This window comes from Streptomyces sp. NPDC048415, from assembly GCF_040651675.1.
Lineage (GTDB): Bacteria > Actinomycetota > Actinomycetes > Streptomycetales > Streptomycetaceae > Streptomyces.
Map to the genome: position 1 here is coordinate 14,658 of NZ_JBEZKJ010000015.1, position 15,822 is coordinate 30,479.

The window sequence follows — 15,822 nt, forward strand, 5'->3', positions numbered from 1 at the left end:
TGCTGGATCACCGGGTCGCTACGAGGGCCCGGTGATCATCCGTAATGGATCACTGCTTCAGCAGCACCGAGAGGTCCTGTGCCGCCTCCGGCACCGCCACCGTTCCGCGGTCGTCCGGGAGGGTCTGGACCGTGAAGCCGGGCACGCCGCCCTCGGCGGCCGCGAGCATCCGAGAGGCGTAGACGGGGCCTCCGGAGACCGGCTCGACCGTCAGGGCGTACGTCCCCTTGAGGCCGCTCGGGACCGGCGCCTCGACGTTCTGGGTCGTACCGCCCTTGATCGTGAACGTCTTCGTCGCCGCCGAACCGCCCTCGCTGCCCGCGGACGCGGTGACCTTGACCTGAGCGGTGCGGCCGGGGGCGGCCAGGGCGAGCGTGGAGCCCTTGGAGCTGTTGTCGGCGACGGTGGCGCGCGCGGCGACCGGGCCGGTGGCCGGGATGAACGCGGTCTCCTGCTTGTCGCCCTTGCCGCGCACGACCCGCAGGGCGGCGACGACCGGCACCGACGTGCCGCTGGGCGTCAGCACCAGCGAGCCCGCCTCGCCCCGCGTCAGGTCACCGAGGTCGATCGCGGTCGTCATGCCTGACTTCACGTGCAGCGTCTCGTTGCCCGCGGGGGTGATCAGCCCTGAGGGCGAGGCGAGGCGCACCTTCAGGTCGGCGTCGGTGTCGCCGGGCACGAAGGCGACGAGCCGCACGGACGTGGCGTCCTTCGGGATGCCCGGCAGGACGAGGCTGCCCGCGGGATCCGTGGACGCGGCCAGCCAGTCGCCGCCGAGCTTGTCGTCCAGGGCCTGTACGGCGGCTCCGACGCGGCCGCTGCGGACCGTCACGTGCGCCGTGAGGTTGGCCTGCGGGTCGTCGGTGAGCGTGTTCAGCAGGATCGGCTCGCTGGCGTGCGGCTGGACCGTGATGCCGTCGCCCACTGTGGACTTGAGGGTGCCGTCCTTGCCGTACAGCTCGATGTCGACGACGGCGGCGGAGTCGTCCGGGTTGGTCAGGTGCACGTAGTCGGTGCGGTCGGCGGCGGTGCTGGCGCCCGGGAACCAGAACTCGGTGTCCGGGGCGGTGCAGTTGGTGCCGAGCATGCCGCGCCCGGTACCCGCGGCGACCACCGTGGTCTCCTGGACGGTCCAGCCCGGCGCGAACTTGCCCTCGGCGGTGCCGACGAGGGCGGGCGCCTCCGCACCCGAGCTGTCGCCGGTGGCCGGCTTGCCGGGCTCCGCGGGTTCGACGACGGGTTTGGCGGCCTTCTTGCCGGTCTTCTTGCCGCCGGTCGCGTCCGCCGACTCCTCGGTGGCGGCCTGGAGTTCGGCCTTGCCGCTGTCGCTCGCGCCCCTCGTGACGGGCGTGAAGGACGTGTACGCGGTCTCGGCGATGTCCGAGACGCTCGGCTGCGGGCAGAGCAGGCTGGTGCGCTCGACGGGCAACTGTGCGGCCGTCTTCGCGGTGTTGTCGCCGGAGGCGGCCGGTGCGGTGAGCGTGGCGAATCCGGTGACGGCGGCGAGCGCGGTCGCGCCGGCGATCAGGGACAGGGTGGTGCGGTTCACTGCTGGCTCCCGTCGGGGCGCTCACTGTCGGTGCCGTGCGGCGGGGGCGTGCCCGGGTCGTAGGACGTGTCATAGCCCTGGCCGGCCGTGTCGTAGCCCTGGCCGCCGTATGTCTGGTCGTACGCCGTCGTACCCCCGTAGGTGTACGGGTCGTACTGGCCGCTCTGGTAGGGGTCCGCCTGGTACGGCTGCTCGTAGGTGCCCGCCGGGTACTGCTGGCCCTGGTACTGCTCGCCGCCGTAGGTGCCGTAATCGGCGCCCGCGTAGCTCGGGGTGTCCCACTCGCCGTATGTCTGCTGCTGAGGGACGGCGGCGGGAGCGGCCGGAACCTCCTCCTCCGGAGGAGGAAGGGCGTCGGAGTCCTGGGCGACCTGCTCGGCCTCGGCCTGGGCGCGCAGGCGGCGGGCGCGGCGGCCCTCGCCCGTGACGTCCTGGGCGGGGACGGCCCGCTCCTCGGGGAGGTCGTCGTCGACGTCCCGGCGCCGGCCGGGCAGGGCGAGCACCACGAGGACGACGGCGAGCGCGCCCTGCGCCCACAGCCAGCCGGTGTGGCTGAGCGGGGCGTCGAAGGTGACGTCCAACTTGCCGCCGTTCGACGGAAGTTCGAAGCCCTGGGCCCAGCCGTCGACCGTGGTGCGGGTGAGCGGCTTTCCGTCCAGGGTTGCCGTCCAGCCCTCGTTGGCCGTGTCGGCGAGGCGCAGGACGCGGCCGTCGGCTCCGGAGGGGATGGTGGTGTGCACCTCGACGGGTCCGGCGGCGATGGACTGCGAGTCGCCGGCCTTGGGGACGATCGCGACGCGCGAGACCTGCTGGTCCACGCGCCACAGGGCGCTGCCGTCCTGCTGACTGAGCCGGGTCAGGCCCGGCGTGGCGTCCAGGACGCGGCTCACGTCGCGCGGCGCGCCCTTGCGGACGAGGACGTACCGCACGGCGAAACCGCCGAGTTCGTCGGCCTGGTCGGCGCCGGAGCCCGCCACGAGGTTGGCGACCACCTTGTCGAGCTTCTTGCTGTCGCCGCCCGCCGAGGCGAGTTCGGCATCGCCGAGGCGGGCGCCGGAGCCGCGCACCAGCGTGTAGCCGACCCTGGCGGCCGACCGGCTGTCGAGGACAAGGGTGCGGGCCTGGTCGCGGGTGCCGCTCTCCTCGGCGACGAACGCGGGCACCTGCACCGGGTCGCGGCGCTCCACGGGCCCGTCGGCGCCGCCGATCACCCATCCCGCCGCGACGAGCAGCGGGCCCGCCACGCAGGCGAAGGCGATGAGCGCCGCCACCGGCTGGCGCCAACCGAAGCTCTGCTCGGCCACGCGCGCGCGTGCCCCGTCGGCGCCGAGGGCGGCGGATGCAAGGAGCGCGAGGCCGTAGACGAGGGTGGCGGGTCCGGCCCATGTGGAGCTGTTGGACAGCACGGCGAAGACGAGTGCCACCAGGGCGACGGCCCAGGCGGTCCAGATCCCGGCCTGGCGCTGCGTGCGCATCAGGGCGGCCAGCGCGGCCAGCACGATGCCGAACAGCATCAGCCCGCTGACGGTCCCGGGGCCGCCGGGGCTGGCGCCGAGCAGGTCGAGCGCGGAGGCCGCGCCGTCGCCGTACTCCAGACCGGCTTCCTTGAAGAAGCCGAACGGGAGCAGCGTCAGCGACCAGGGCGCGAGAATCAGCAGCGGGGTGCCGAACTGGGCCAGGAAACGCGGCCCATAGGCGGTGATTTCCTTGCGACGCACTACGAGGAGCGCGATCGCGAGGACCAGCGCGATGGGCCACACGATCGGCGTGAACGCCATGGTGAACGTCAGCAGTAGGGCGTACGCCCAGGTGGCGCGCCAGCTGCCGCGCGCCCCCGAGGAGTGCGCGAGGCCGCTCGCGGCGATGCCCGCGCGCGCGGTGATCGGCAGCAGGATCGCGAGGACGGCGGTGCCGATGCGGCCGCCCGCGAGCGCGCCGGTGGCGGCGGGCAGGAAGGCGTACGCCACGGACGCCCAGGCGCGCAGCAGACGCGACTCGACGAGGGGCCGGGAAACGAAGTAGGCGGCGAAGCCGGCCAGCGGCACGGACGCCACCAGGAGCACGGTGACCGCGAGTCCGGTGGAGCCGAGCAGCAGCGAGGCCAGCAGTGCGACGAGGGCGAGGTACGGCGGCGCCGGCTGGGTGCCGCCCGCGCCCACCGGATGCCAGCCGTCGAGGTAACGCGCCCACAGCTCGGAGGAGTCGGCGGGCGCGGGCAGCAGCGCGCCGCCCGCGAGCGCCCCGCCGCCGAGCAGCTGGCGGCAGGCGAGCAACGAGACGAACAGCAGTACCAGGAAGAGCATCGGACCGGGATTGCGGGCGACGCGCTTGAGCCGGGCGAACTGCTCGATCTCCAGGAAGTCGGCGTCGTCGCCGCCCGGTCCCGACTCGACCGCGCTGCCGTGCCGTCCGGCACCGGAGGTGATCTCGGGATCGGAGCGGTCCACGAAGTTGCCCGCGACCTGTTCGACGGTGGCCCGGACGGTCGCGCCCGGCGGCGGGAACAGTGCCCGCAACTCACCCTTGTCGACCTGCGGGCGACCGCGTCTGCGGCGGCCCGCGATGATCCGCTCGGGGCGCAGCAGCGTCCCCAGGAGGCCGCGGATCTCGTCGACGGCCTGTCCGGGGACCTTGCCGACGAGGTAGGCGACCGTGCGCAGCAAGGTGCCGAGGACCAGCCGGATCAGGATCCAGGGCAGCTGCGCCGTACGGGCGTTGACGAGGAGCGTGTAGACGGCGCCCGCCTTGTCGACCTTGTGCGGGGACGCGGAGGTGCGGCCCACGCAGTCGACGGTGCGGCGCTCCCGGGAGGCCGCCTCGGCGTGCCGTACGACCGCTTCAGGGGCGACGAGGACGCGGTGGCCCGCGGCCTGGGCGCGCCAGCACAGGTCGACGTCGTCGCGCATCAGGGGCAGCCTGCGGTCGAAGCCGCCCAGCTCCTCGAAGACATCGCGCCGGATCAGCATGCCGGCGGTGGACACGGACAGCACGGGGTGGACGTGGTCGTGCTGGCCCTGGTCCTGTTCGCGGCGGTCCAACCCGGTCCAGCGGCGGCCTGAGTTGGCGATGGTGACGCCGACCTCGAGGAGCTGGCGGCGGTCGTACCAGCCGCGGAGCTTGGGGCCCACGACGGCGACTTCCTTGCCGAGCTCCCGCTCGTTCTCCACGACGCGCAGCAGCTGTGCCAGGGCGTCCGGCTCCGGGGCGCTGTCGTCGTGCAGCAGCCACAGCCACTGCTCGGGCTCGCCGTGCGGGAGCTCCGGCATGTCGTAGGCGTCGTCGCGCCATGTGCGCGTGACGGGGTCCCAGCCGCTGGGGCGCTTCAGGTAGGGCAGGTCGTCCGGAGTGAGCACACTGGCGGTGCGGAAAGCCTCCTCGACGGCCTGGCCGAAGCCGGTGCGGCGGGCGAGGTGCAGCACGCGGTCGGCACCGAGCGCGTCGGTGAGCAGCTGGGCGGAGTCGTCCGCGCTGCCGGTGTCGGCCGCCACCGCGTTCTGCACGGGGCGCTCCTGGCCGAGCAGCCCGGCGAGCGCCTCGGGCAGCCAGCGGGCGCCGTCGTGGGAGACGAGCACCGCGGTCACCACGTGGCGCGGGAACTCAGGAGTGGCAGCGGCGTCGTGATGGGCTGCCGAATGGCTGTGCACGGACATCGAGGTACGGGCCCCGGTTCGATGGACTGCGGTGGACGTCTGTGTCCGGCGGGGACAGCGGGACGTCTCGGACGAGGGCCCACACTAACGGCTGGGCAAGACGGCGGCCCGCCGCCTGTGGATAACCCACCCGCGACGGGCCGTTCGTTACGTAGGGGTGTGTGCCGTTTGGTCAGCGGCACACGGGGCGCGCACTTGAGCGCGTACGACTGTTTTGGGCGGCACGCACCTGCGCGCGTACGACTACTTTGCGCGGCACGCACCTGCGCGCGTACGACTACTTTGCGCGGCACGCACCTGCGCGCGCTACGACCGTTTCTCAGACGGCCGCCTTCTTCAGGCGACGCCTTTCGCGCTCTGACAGACCGCCCCAGATGCCGAACCGCTCGTCGTTGGCGAGCGCGTATTCGAGGCACTCGGAGCGGACCTCGCAGGCGAGGCAGACCTTCTTGGCCTCGCGGGTGGAGCCGCCCTTCTCGGGGAAGAAGGACTCGGGGTCGGTCTGGGCGCACAGCGCGCGCTCCTGCCAGCCGAGTTCCTCGTCCGCGTCGTCGACCAGCAGTTGCTGCACCAGCTCGGTCATGTGCGCCCCTCGTCTGTCTTTCGCGTCCCCGTGATGCTGTCGTTACCGATTTCGGCTGAACGACACGAGTGAAATTACAAGTGTGCCGATCCGGGCCAGTCAAGCCGAGATCTGCTATTGGGCCCCTTATTCACTCTGCGGAACCAAGGCTATGCGGAAAGTGTTCAAATCGGCATAAACCCTGACAGCCCAAGGAGGCCAGGTCAGACGCCCGACCCCGCACAAGGAAGGACGTCCAGGAGTTCGATCTCGTTCCGACACGGACCTCAAAGCGAACCGGATCACATTTCGATCACGGGGTCGCAGCGAGGTTTGTGCGCCCGGTTGTGCGCCATGTGTCCGGGGCGACTCCTGAACAAACCTTTCGCCTGCGAGATGAACCGGATGAGGTGAAACATCTCTCACATAGCGGACATGAAGTTGACAGCGGAAGTGTGAGCCGGTGTTCTTATGGGCATGCTCGCGAACTTGGCGCTCCCCTCGACCCGCACCGCCGGGTCCGACGGTGCTGCCCGCGCTCGCCGTAGCTGTCGTTGCTGTTCCAGCTGTTGAGCCATACCGCGCTCCGGCTGCCGCCCGCTCCATACAGGGGCGACTGCCCGCCCCTACCCGGGCGACACCCCCGTCCGTGATCCGGACGGAACGATCTGCGACACCCCAGCACTCTCCCGCCGAGGAACCACCGCACCCATGAACAGCGACAGCGACCTCCAGATCGCCGGCGACATCCTCGAAGTACCGCACCTTCTCCAGCCGCCGCGCGAGCACCCCACCACCGTGGCCGAGTTCGTCGGACTCGCCCGCTCCATCGCCGCCGACCGCTCCCAGTGGGAGCACCTCGTCCAGTACGACGCGACCTCACGCTGGTACCACCGGCTGCGCACCGGCCCCGGCTACGAGGTGTGGCTGCTCTCCTGGGTGCCCGGGCAGAGCAGCGGGCTGCACGACCACGGCGACTCCTCCGGCGTACTGACGGTCCTGGACGGCGCGTTGACGGAGCGAACAGACCGCGGCACGCGCGCGTTGGGCGCCGGCACACAGCGCGTGTTCGCGCCCGGCTACATCCACGAGGTCGGCAACGACTCCCTCGAACCGGCCGTGAGCCTGCACGTCTATTACCCGGGTCTTACCGAGATGCCGATGCGCCCCCAGTCTCAGCTTCGTTCGACCGCGGGGTCCCCCGTGGCCCACTGCGCGGTCGCCGAGGTCTCGTAACCGCCTGACGCGTTGTCGTACCCGCCTGCCAGACTGAACCCATGCGCATTGTGGTTCTGGCAGGCGGTATCGGTGGTGCCCGATTCCTGCGTGGTCTCCAGCGGGCCGTGCCGGACGCGGACATCACGGTCATCGGCAACACCGGCGACGACATCCACCTCTTCGGGCTCAAGGTCTGCCCGGACCTCGACACGGTGATGTACACGCTCGGCGGCGGCATCAACGAGGGACAGGGCTGGGGTCGGGCCGACGAGACCTTCCACCTGAAGGAGGAGCTCGCGGCGTACGGGGTGGGGCCCGAGTGGTTCGGACTCGGCGACCGTGACTTCGCGACGCATATCGTGCGGACGCAGATGATGGGCGCGGGCTACCCGCTCAGCGCCGTCACCGAGGCCCTGTGCGACCGGTGGAAGCCGGGCGTACGGCTGATCCCCATGTCCGACGACAGGGTGGAGACCCACGTCGCCGTCGAGCTGGAGGGCGAGCGCAAGGTCATCCACTTCCAGGAGTACTGGGTGCGGCTGCGGGCCTCCGTGCCGGCTGAGGCCGTCGTCCCGGTGGGTGCCGAGCAGGCCAAGCCCGCGCCCGGGGTGCTCGAAGCCATCGCCGAGGCGGACGTCGTCCTCTTCCCGCCGTCCAACCCCGTGGTCTCCATCGGCACGATCCTCGCCGTACCCGGCATCCGGGAGGCCATCGCCGACGCGGGCGTGCCCGTCGTCGGCCTGTCCCCCATCGTCGGGGACGCGCCCGTGCGCGGCATGGCCGACAAGGTGCTGGCCGCGGTGGGCGTCGAGTCCACGGCGGCGGCGGTCGCCGAGCACTACGGCTCGGGGCTCCTCGACGGCTGGCTCGTCGACACGGTGGACGCGTCGGCCGTGGAGCGCGTGGGGGCGGCGGGCATCCGGTGCCGGGCCGTGCCGCTGTTGATGTCCGACCTGGACGCGACGGCGCGGATGGCTCGCGAGGCGCTGGCACTGGCGGAGGAGGTGCGGACGCCTTGAGCAGAGGACTGCCTCCGGAGGGCACGCTCGCGAACGGCGGGCCCGGTCCTTCGGCGAGCTATCGCGTCTGGGCACTCGGCGGGCTTCCCGAGGTCCGTCGGGGGGACGATCTCGCGAAGCTGGTCGCAGCGGCCGAGCCGGAGCTCGTGGACGGGGACGTACTCCTCGTCACCTCCAAGATCGTGTCCAAGGCGGAGGGGCGGATCGTCGAGGCCGTCGACCGTGAGGCCGCCATCGACGCCGAGACCGTACGGGTCGTGGCGCGGCGCGGAGCCCTGCGGATCGTCGAGAACCGGCAGGGACTCGTGATGGCCGCCGCCGGCGTCGACGCCTCCAACACCCCCGCCGGGACAGTCCTGTTGCTGCCGGAGGACCCCGACGCGTCCGCGCGGGCCATCCGGGACGGACTGAGGGACACGCTCGGGGTCGAGGTCGGCGTCGTGATCACCGACACGTTCGGGCGGCCCTGGCGCACCGGGCTCACCGATGTCGCCATCGGAGCCGCGGGCGTGCGGGTGCTGGACGATCTGCGCGGCGGCACGGACGCGTACGGCAATCCGCTGAGCGCGACCGTCGTCGCCACGGCCGACGAGCTGGCCGCCGCCGGTGACCTGGTCAAGGGCAAGGCGTCCGGGCTGCCCGTCGCCGTCGTGCGCGGGCTGCCGCACGTGCTGGCCGACGACGACGGCGAGGGGGCGCGCGCGATGGTGCGCGGAGCGCGCGACGACATGTTCCGACTGGGCACCTCGGAGGCCGTACGAGAGGCGGTGACCCAGCGGCGTACCGTACGGGCCTTCACCGACGAGCCCGTCGACCCCGATGCCGTACGGCGTGCCGTCGCCGCCGCGGTGACGGCTCCGGCGCCGCATCACACCACTCCCTGGCGGTTCGTCCTCCTCGAGTCCGAGGAGTCACGGACGCGGCTGCTCGACGCCATGCGGGACGCGTGGATCGGGGATCTGCGCGCGGACGGGAAGAGCGAGGAGTCCATCGCCAAGCGGGTGCGCCGCGGGGATGTGCTGCGCCACGCGCCGTATCTCGTGGTGCCGTGCCTGGTGATGGACGGCTCCCACGCGTACGGCGACATACGGCGCGACGGGGCCGAGCGCGAGATGTTCGTGGTCGCGGCCGGGGCCGGGGTGCAGAACTTCCTGGTCGCGCTGGCCGGGGAGCGGCTCGGATCGGCCTGGGTGTCGTCCACGATGTTCTGCCGGGATGTCGTACGGGAGGTGCTGGGGCTGCCCGAAGAATGGGATCCGATGGGAGCCGTGGCCGTCGGACACGCGGCTGAGGAGCCGAGGGCCCGGCCGGCGCGGGACGCCGCCGCCTTCATCGAGGTGCGCTGAGCCGTCCGGTGCCTCCGCGGCATCCCGAGCGCCTACTCTCGTAAGGCACCCGAGCACCCTAGGACCTCAACCGTGGCCGGACGTTTCACCCCTCGGCCGACGCGTACGACCGTGCGCGGCGGGCATGTCGTGGTGCCTGGTGGCGGGGTGCCCAGGCAGGCGGTCGCGCCGGGGCTCAGTCGTACGTGGACGCCCGCCTGGCCGCTCGATCTCGGGCTCGTCCTCGGGCCGCTGCGGCGTGGGCCGGGCGATCCGACGTTCCGGGCGACGCCCGACGGAGCCGTGTGGCGGGTCTGCCGTACGCCCGCCGGGCCCGGGACGCTGCGGGTCACGCTGCGGGCCGGGGTGGTGCGCGGGGACGCCTGGGGGCCCGGCGCCCAGTGGCTGCTCGAACAACTCCCCGAACTGCTCGGCGCGGCGGACGATCCCGACGCCTTCGCACCGCGGCACCGGCTGGTCGCCCTGACCCGGCATCGCCGGCCGGGGTTGCGGCTGACGCGGACCGGACTCGTACTGGAGTCGCTGATTCCGTCCGTGCTCGAGCAGAAGGTCACCGCGGACGAGGCCTATCGGGCGTGGCGGCTGCTCGTACGCAAGTACGGGGAGCCGGCGCCGGGGCCCGCGCCGGAGCGGATGTGCGTCATGCCCGCGCCGCGGACGTGGGCGTTGATCCCGTCCTGGGAGTGGCATCGGGCCGGGGTCGACAACAAACGGGCTTCCACGATTCTGCGGGCCGTGCGGGTCGCTGCGCGGCTCGAGGAGGCGGCGGGGTTCGATCCCCTGCGGGCTCAGGCTCGGCTCGAGCTGGTGTCCGGGATTGGGCCGTGGACCTCTGCGGAGGTGGTGCAGCGCAGTCACGGGGCGGCGGATTCCGTGACCGTGGGGGATCTTCATCTGCCCGGCATCGTGGGGTATGCCCTGGCGGGCGATCGGGATGCGGATGACTCCGTGATGTTGTCGCTGCTCGAACCGTATGCGGGGCAGCGGCATCGGGCGGCTCGGCTCATTCTGCTGTCCGGGCGTACGCCGCCGCGGCGTACGCCCGGGATGCCCCGGTGGGATATCGGGGTGCTGTAGGCGGGTGGGTGTGCGTCACAGCGGGGTTCGCCCCTCCGCCCGTTCCGCCCCCCGTTCCCGCGCCGTACGCGCCCCTCAGGCCCCCTGTCGCGCTTCGCGCTCGTCCCTCGATCGCCGGACGGGCTGGAACCGGTTACTGGTCCGATGAGAAGCGGAGCGACGCCGCCGGGATTCGGGCATCGCACCACACTCGTACGCCCTCGCGGAGTTCGTTGTCGGGGCCGACTGTCGCGCCGTCGCCGACGACCGTGCCGGTGAGGATGGAGCGTTCCCCGATGCGCGCCCGTGCGCCGATGAGGGAGTCGGTGATGACGGCGCCGGGTTCGATCACGGCGCCGGACAGGATGGCGCTGCCGGTGACGCGGGCGCCCTCGCCGACGTACGCGCCCTCACCGACCACCGTGCCGCCGGTGAGTTTGGCGTCGGGGGCGACCGTGGCCGTGGGCAGGACCAGACGGTCGCCGCAGCGGCCCGGGACGGCCGGGGACGGGGCACGGCCCAGGACGAGGTCCGCGGAGCCGCGCACGAAGGCCTGCGGGGTGCCGAGGTCCAGCCAGTAGGTGGAGTCCACCATGCCCTGGAGGTGGGCTCCGGTGGCCAGGAGGTCGGGGAAGGTCTCGCGTTCCACCGAGACCGGGCGGCCCTCGGGGATCGTGTCGATGACCGAGCGGCGGAAGACGTACGCGCCCGCGTTGATCTGGTCGGTGACGATCTCCTCGGGCGTCTGGGGCTTCTCCAGGAAGGCCGTGACGCGGCCGGTGGCGTCCGTGGGGACCAGGCCGTACGCGCGCGGGTCCTCGACACGGGTGAGGTGGAGGGAGACGTCCGCGCCAGTCGTGCTGTGGGTGGCGACGAGGGCCGGGATGTCCAGGCCGGTGAGGATGTCACCGTTGAAGATCAGGACCGGGTCGTCGGGGGCCGAGTGGAGCCGGGACGCCACGTTGCGGATGGCGCCGCCCGTGCCGAGGGGCTCCTCCTCGGTGACGTATTCGAGGTGGAGGCCCAGCGAGGAGCCGTCGCCGAAGTGCGGCTCGAAGACCTCGGCGAGATAGGAGGTCGCCAGGACGATGTGCTCGACGCCCGCCGCCCTCGCCCGCGCCAGCTGGTGTGTGAGGAAGGGGACCCCGGCCGCCGGAACCATCGGCTTGGGAGTCTGCACCGTGAGGGGACGCAGCCGGGTGCCTCTGCCGCCGACCAGGAGGATCGCTTCTGTCACCTGTCGTCTCTGCTTCCTGCCGGGACCGGCCGAACGTTGTTTCGGCCGGCCAGTGTATGCAGACCGTTCGATGGCGCCTTCGATGGCCGTGCGGTGTCCCTCGATGGCCCTGCGTACGTCAGGTGACTTCCGGTGGCCGGGCTTCAGCGGCCTTGGTAGCGGGCCGCCGCCTTCCTGGCCGAACCGAGCTTGCCGTAAAGGAGCCGTCCTGGGCACTCCGTGGCGAACCCGTCCCGATGGCCGGAGATCACATTCAGTCGTACGTTCTTTCCTTTTCGGTAGAGATTGCCACCACCCGACTTCAGGTATGTCCTGCCACGCGGATTGGCTCCGTAAAGACCGAGCTTCCATGCCGTCAGCCGCGCGATCGCCTTGAGCGCGGCGCCGGACGGCTTCGTGTCACTGAAGCTGCCGAGGACGGCGATCCCCATGCTGTTGGTGTTGAAACCGCGGGTGTGGGCGCCCATGACGGGCTTCGCCACGCCCCCCGCTCGGCCTTCGTAGATGTTCCCGCACTTGTCGACGAGGAAGTTGTAGCCGATGTCGCGCCAGCCACTGCTCACCACGTGGTAGCGATAGATGCTGCGGATGACTGAAGGGACCTGCGAACAGCGGTAGTTGTTGCCCGACGCCGTGTGGTGCACGAAGGCCGCCTTGACCTTCTTCGTGTAGACGAAGCCGCGCTCGCGCAGCCGCTCGTTCGCGCCCCAGCCACGGCGGGTGATGATGCGCGGGCGTGCGCCGATGTACGGCTTCGCGCCCGTGTACGGCTTCACGCGCTGCCCGCTCCGGCGTGCGGCGAGGAACGCGCGCTCCGTCTCACGATGGGAGAGCGCGGGGATCTCCGTGGCGCCCAGGGGCGCGAGGTCGACGTTGGCGGCGGACGCGGCAGACTCGGCAGCCCTCTCGGGGGACCCCGCGGTGGCGCCCGGAGCCCCCGCTGCGGAGCGCTGGGCTTGCGCGGGGGCTCCCGCGGTCACGTCGCCCGCCGGAGTGTGTACGGGCATGCCAGCGCGTACGCCTCTCGCACGCGCCCACCAGTGTGTGCCGCCCGTCTGCGCGCCCGCGCGTGGCGGGTCCGCACCGGGATCGACCAGTTCGAGGTGCAGGCCCCTGGGGAGCGGCGAGCGCCCCGGAACCCTCGCCCGTTCGCCCCCCGCCGCCTGCTGCGCGTCGACGCGAACCTCGACGCCGTCCGAGTCGCCCACCCACAGCGGCGCCGTGGAGCCGTGCACGCGGCGCGACGCGCCTTCGGCGGTGTCCGGGTCGGCGGCGTGTTCGTGGTTGTGCGTCTCGACGTTCTGCCAGCCGGACCAGTGACCGGTCCGGGCCGCGCGGGCGCGGACCTGGACGCGGCCGTGCAGCTCACGGTTCGGGTCGTCCCAGATGACACCGAGCAGCGAGAACGGCCGTACGTCCTGTCGGGTCAGGCCCTGTCCGGATGCGGTGGAGCCGAGGGCGCGTTCGCCGGTCAGCGGGACGAGCGGAAGGGACTGGGTGCTGCCGGGGACGGCGGACTCGGACGTCACCGCCGATGGCCCGGCCTGTGCCGGGGTGGGCAGGGCGAGCGGAAGGGCGAGAGCGGCCGCGCAGCTGACGCCGACGGAGGAAGCAAGGAATCCACGCATGCTCCTGATCCTGGACATAGTCATACATATCTGTCCATCGGGGAATTGACGGACCGTCGGACCCGCTCGCCCGAACCGGTGGCGCACCGGCGGCATGGACGGTCTGCCCCCCGCACCGCCCCCGCGTACGCTTGCGCGCGTGAATGCCACCGATCGCACCCCTGCCGACCTGCTGCGATCCGCGCTCGCCGCGGATCCCGCGCGCCCCTTGGTGACCTTCTACGACGACGCCACGGGCGAACGAGTCGAATTGTCCGTGGCCACCTTCGCCAATTGGGTGGCCAAGACCGCCAATCTGCTCCAGAACGAGCTGTCCGCCGAGCCCGGCGAACGGGTCGCGCTGCTGCTGCCCGCGCACTGGCAGACCGCGGTGTGGCTGCTCGCGTGCTCCTCGGTGGGCGTCGTCGCGGATGTCGGGGGCGACCCGGCCGCGGCGGACCACGTCGTCGCCGGGCCGGGGCAGTTCGACGCAGGGCTCGCCTGCTCCGGCGAGCGCGTCGCGCTCTCGCTCGCACCGCTGGGACGCCGCTTCCCGGTGCCGCCTGCCGGGTACGCCGACTACGCCGTCGAAGTGCCGACGCAGGGCGACCGCTTCCAGCCGTACGCGCCGGTGGATCCGGAGGAGCCCGCGCTGATCGTTGCCGGGGCCGAGTTCACGAGCGCCGAGGTCGTCGAGCGGGCCCGCGGGGACGCGCCCGCGCTGGACCTGACCGGGCCCGGCTCGCGGATTCTGTCCGCGCTTCAGTTCGACACGTGGGAGGGGCTCAGCGCCGGGCTCTACGCGCCGCTCGCCGCCGGCGGGTCCGTGGTGCTGTGCCGCCATCTGGAGCAGCTCGGGGAGGACGCGCTCGCCAAGCGGATCGAGAGTGAGCGGGTGACGGCTACGGCTCGCTAGCCGCCGTGGTGCCCTCCGGGGTGCGGCCCCGGCGTTCGGGGGTGCGCTTACCGGCGCGTACAGATTTCCGCTCTCTTGGGGACGGGCGCCGCCCCTGGCGGCACGCATGCCCGCAGCCAGCCGCGTGTCCCCCGTTCGGCCCATCTGCGTCCACCCCCGGCCCCCGCCCCGGGCCATGGTCGTAAGAGCAGCTCGACACGCTCGTAGGCCATGAGGGGTGAACCCACACGTGAGCGACACCGAAGGCGCGCCCTCCGGAGGCTCGGAGGGGCCGGGGCGGGGAGCGTCGCCCACCGGGGCCGGGCTCATACGCCGGCACCGGCGCTGGCTGCGTTACACCGCGATCGGCGTGGCCGTCGTGGTGGTCGGCGCCGTGGGAGTCGGCTGGGCCGCGTACGAGAAGCTGAACGCGAACATCACGTCGGACGACGACGCCGCCGCCGAGCTGGCCCGGTACGAGAAGGAGCGGCCCACCTCGCTGGTGCGGGACGCGCAGAACATCCTGCTGATCGGGTCGGACTCGCGCTCGGGGGACGGGAACCGGAAGTACGGCCGGGACTCCGGGACCGAGCGGTCCGACACCACGATCCTGCTGCACCTGGCGGCGGACCGGCGCAGCGCGACCGCCGTCTCGCTGCCCCGCGATCTGATGGTGGACGTGCCGAGCTGCCGGCGCCCGGACGGCACCCGCACCGAACAGGTGTTCGCGATGTTCAACTCCGCCTTCGAAGTGGGCGGTTCGGCCTGCACCATCCGCACCGTCGAGAAGCTCACGAACATCCGGGTCGACCACCACATGGTCGTCGACTTCCACGGGTTCAAGGACATGGTCGACGCCGTGGACGGTGTCGAGGTGTGCCTGAAGGAACCCATCGACGACAAGGCCGCCAAGCTGAAGCTGCCCGCGGGCAAGGTCGTGCTCAACGGCGAGCAGGCCCTCGGCTATGTGCGCGTGCGCAAGAGCATCGGCGACGGCAGCGACACCGACCGGATGGACCGCCAGCAGCGGTTCCTGGGCGCGCTGGTCAACAAGGTGCGCAGCAACGACGTCCTGCTCAACCCGACGAAGCTCTATCCCGTGCTGGACGCGGCCACCTCGTCGCTCACCACGGACCCGGGGCTCGCGAGCCTGCGCGGGCTGTACGACCTGGTGCGTGGCATGCGCAACATCGCCACGGAACATGTGCAATTCCTGACGGTGCCCCGGACGCCGTACGTCTACAACGCCAATCGCGACCAGCTCGTGGAACCCGAGGCGGCGAAGCTTTTCGCGCGGCTGCGTTCGGATGAGCCGGTGGCGGTCGCCACCCGTCTCCCAGAGGGGTCCGGGTACGACTCCGCATACGACTACGAAGAGGAGTCGTACGACGACGGGAAGTCCGGGGATAAGCGGTCCGGCACCCCCGAACCCCCACCCACTTTCCGCGGAAACACGGCCGCCCAGGACGCCTGCGGGTAAAGCGCAGCCCAAGGTGGGAACTGCTGCGCTAGAAGTCTCTGAGAAATAGGGCGGATTGCCCGGTTGTAGGGACAAGGAATTTGTCACCGTCGTCGCTCCACGCTGAACTGGGCGGATAGTGTGAGCGATCCGGTGCACCCGGCCACGAGGTCCGTCCTGGAGGTCGCGCACTGGTTGACCGAGACCCGAGCGCCTTTTGAGGG

Annotated in this window: 11 protein-coding genes; 6 read left to right on the forward strand and 5 right to left on the reverse strand. The window is 71.8% G+C overall.

What is annotated here, in order from left to right; all coding sequences use genetic code 11:
• Window positions 1–49: 49 nt before the first annotated feature.
• The 3 genes from AB0D27_RS13205 to AB0D27_RS13215 all read right to left on the reverse strand — a co-directional run bounded on the left by AB0D27_RS13205 (window position 50) and on the right by AB0D27_RS13215 (window position 5,782).
• A complete protein-coding gene (locus AB0D27_RS13205) occupies window positions 50–1,549 on the reverse strand; it encodes a DUF5719 family protein (protein WP_362506483.1) in 1,500 nt (499 codons plus the stop codon).
• Window positions 1,546–5,199, reverse strand: a complete 3,654-nt coding sequence (locus AB0D27_RS13210; RefSeq protein ID WP_362506485.1) for a glycosyltransferase — start codon at window positions 5,197–5,199, stop codon at window positions 1,546–1,548. Before AB0D27_RS13210 ends, AB0D27_RS13205 begins: the two co-directional genes overlap by 4 nt.
• A gap of 319 nt (window positions 5,200–5,518) precedes the next feature.
• Entirely contained in the window at window positions 5,519–5,782 is a 264-nt protein-coding gene (locus AB0D27_RS13215) for a WhiB family transcriptional regulator (RefSeq protein ID WP_003975777.1), read from the reverse strand.
• A gap of 690 nt (window positions 5,783–6,472) precedes the next feature.
• Between AB0D27_RS13215 and AB0D27_RS13220 the strand changes: the two genes are divergently transcribed.
• The 4 genes from AB0D27_RS13220 (at window position 6,473) to AB0D27_RS13235 (ending at window position 10,421) form a co-directional block, all read left to right on the forward strand.
• Window positions 6,473–6,997 (forward strand): cysteine dioxygenase family protein, encoded by a 525-nt coding sequence (locus tag AB0D27_RS13220; protein ID WP_362506488.1) that lies wholly within the window; start codon window positions 6,473–6,475, stop codon window positions 6,995–6,997.
• Between the two features lie 41 nt (window positions 6,998–7,038).
• Entirely contained in the window at window positions 7,039–7,998 is a 960-nt protein-coding gene (gene cofD, locus AB0D27_RS13225; RefSeq protein ID WP_362506491.1) for a 2-phospho-L-lactate transferase, read from the forward strand.
• An 8-nt stretch (window positions 7,999–8,006) separates the two neighbouring features.
• Window positions 8,007–9,344: a coenzyme F420-0:L-glutamate ligase gene (locus tag AB0D27_RS13230; protein ID WP_362506718.1), complete on the forward strand. Its 1,338-nt coding sequence runs from the start codon at window positions 8,007–8,009 to the stop codon at window positions 9,342–9,344.
• A 72-nt stretch (window positions 9,345–9,416) separates the two neighbouring features.
• Window positions 9,417–10,421 carry a DNA-3-methyladenine glycosylase 2 family protein gene (locus tag AB0D27_RS13235; RefSeq protein WP_362506494.1) on the forward strand — a complete coding sequence of 335 codons (1,005 nt, stop codon included), beginning with the start codon at window positions 9,417–9,419 and terminating at the stop codon, window positions 10,419–10,421.
• Between the two features lie 133 nt (window positions 10,422–10,554).
• Here AB0D27_RS13235 and AB0D27_RS13240 read toward each other — a convergent pair whose 3' ends face one another.
• Together AB0D27_RS13240 and AB0D27_RS13245 are read right to left on the reverse strand one after the other, a co-directional pair.
• Window positions 10,555–11,637, reverse strand: coding sequence for an NDP-sugar synthase (locus AB0D27_RS13240; RefSeq protein WP_362506497.1), 1,083 nt, complete (start codon window positions 11,635–11,637; stop codon window positions 10,555–10,557).
• A gap of 143 nt (window positions 11,638–11,780) precedes the next feature.
• Complete coding sequence (locus AB0D27_RS13245) at window positions 11,781–13,265, reverse strand: peptidoglycan recognition protein (RefSeq protein ID WP_362506500.1); 1,485 nt, start codon at window positions 13,263–13,265, stop codon at window positions 11,781–11,783.
• Window positions 13,266–13,404: 139 nt separating this feature from the next.
• Between AB0D27_RS13245 and AB0D27_RS13250 the strand changes: the two genes are divergently transcribed.
• Both AB0D27_RS13250 and AB0D27_RS13255 read left to right on the forward strand, forming a co-directional pair.
• Window positions 13,405–14,160, forward strand: coding sequence for a TIGR03089 family protein (locus tag AB0D27_RS13250; protein WP_362506503.1), 756 nt, complete (start codon window positions 13,405–13,407; stop codon window positions 14,158–14,160).
• A gap of 229 nt (window positions 14,161–14,389) precedes the next feature.
• On the forward strand, window positions 14,390–15,619 hold the full coding sequence (locus tag AB0D27_RS13255) for an LCP family protein (RefSeq protein ID WP_362506506.1): 1,230 nt from the start codon (window positions 14,390–14,392) through the stop codon (window positions 15,617–15,619).
• Window positions 15,620–15,822: the final 203 nt, after the last annotated feature.

Excerpts from the sequence above, each read along its gene's own strand:
- AB0D27_RS13210 (WP_362506485.1), bottom strand. The coding sequence starts at position 5,199 with ATGTCCGTGCACAGCCATTCGGCAGCCCATCACGACGCCGCTGCCACT.
- AB0D27_RS13245 (WP_362506500.1), bottom strand. The coding sequence starts at position 13,265 with ATGCGTGGATTCCTTGCTTCCTCCGTCGGCGTCAGCTGCGCGGCCGCT.
- AB0D27_RS13215 (WP_003975777.1), bottom strand. The coding sequence starts at position 5,782 with ATGACCGAGCTGGTGCAGCAACTGCTGGTCGACGACGCGGACGAGGAA.
- AB0D27_RS13220 (WP_362506488.1), top strand. The coding sequence starts at position 6,473 with ATGAACAGCGACAGCGACCTCCAGATCGCCGGCGACATCCTCGAAGTA.
- cofD (WP_362506491.1), top strand. The coding sequence starts at position 7,039 with ATGCGCATTGTGGTTCTGGCAGGCGGTATCGGTGGTGCCCGATTCCTG.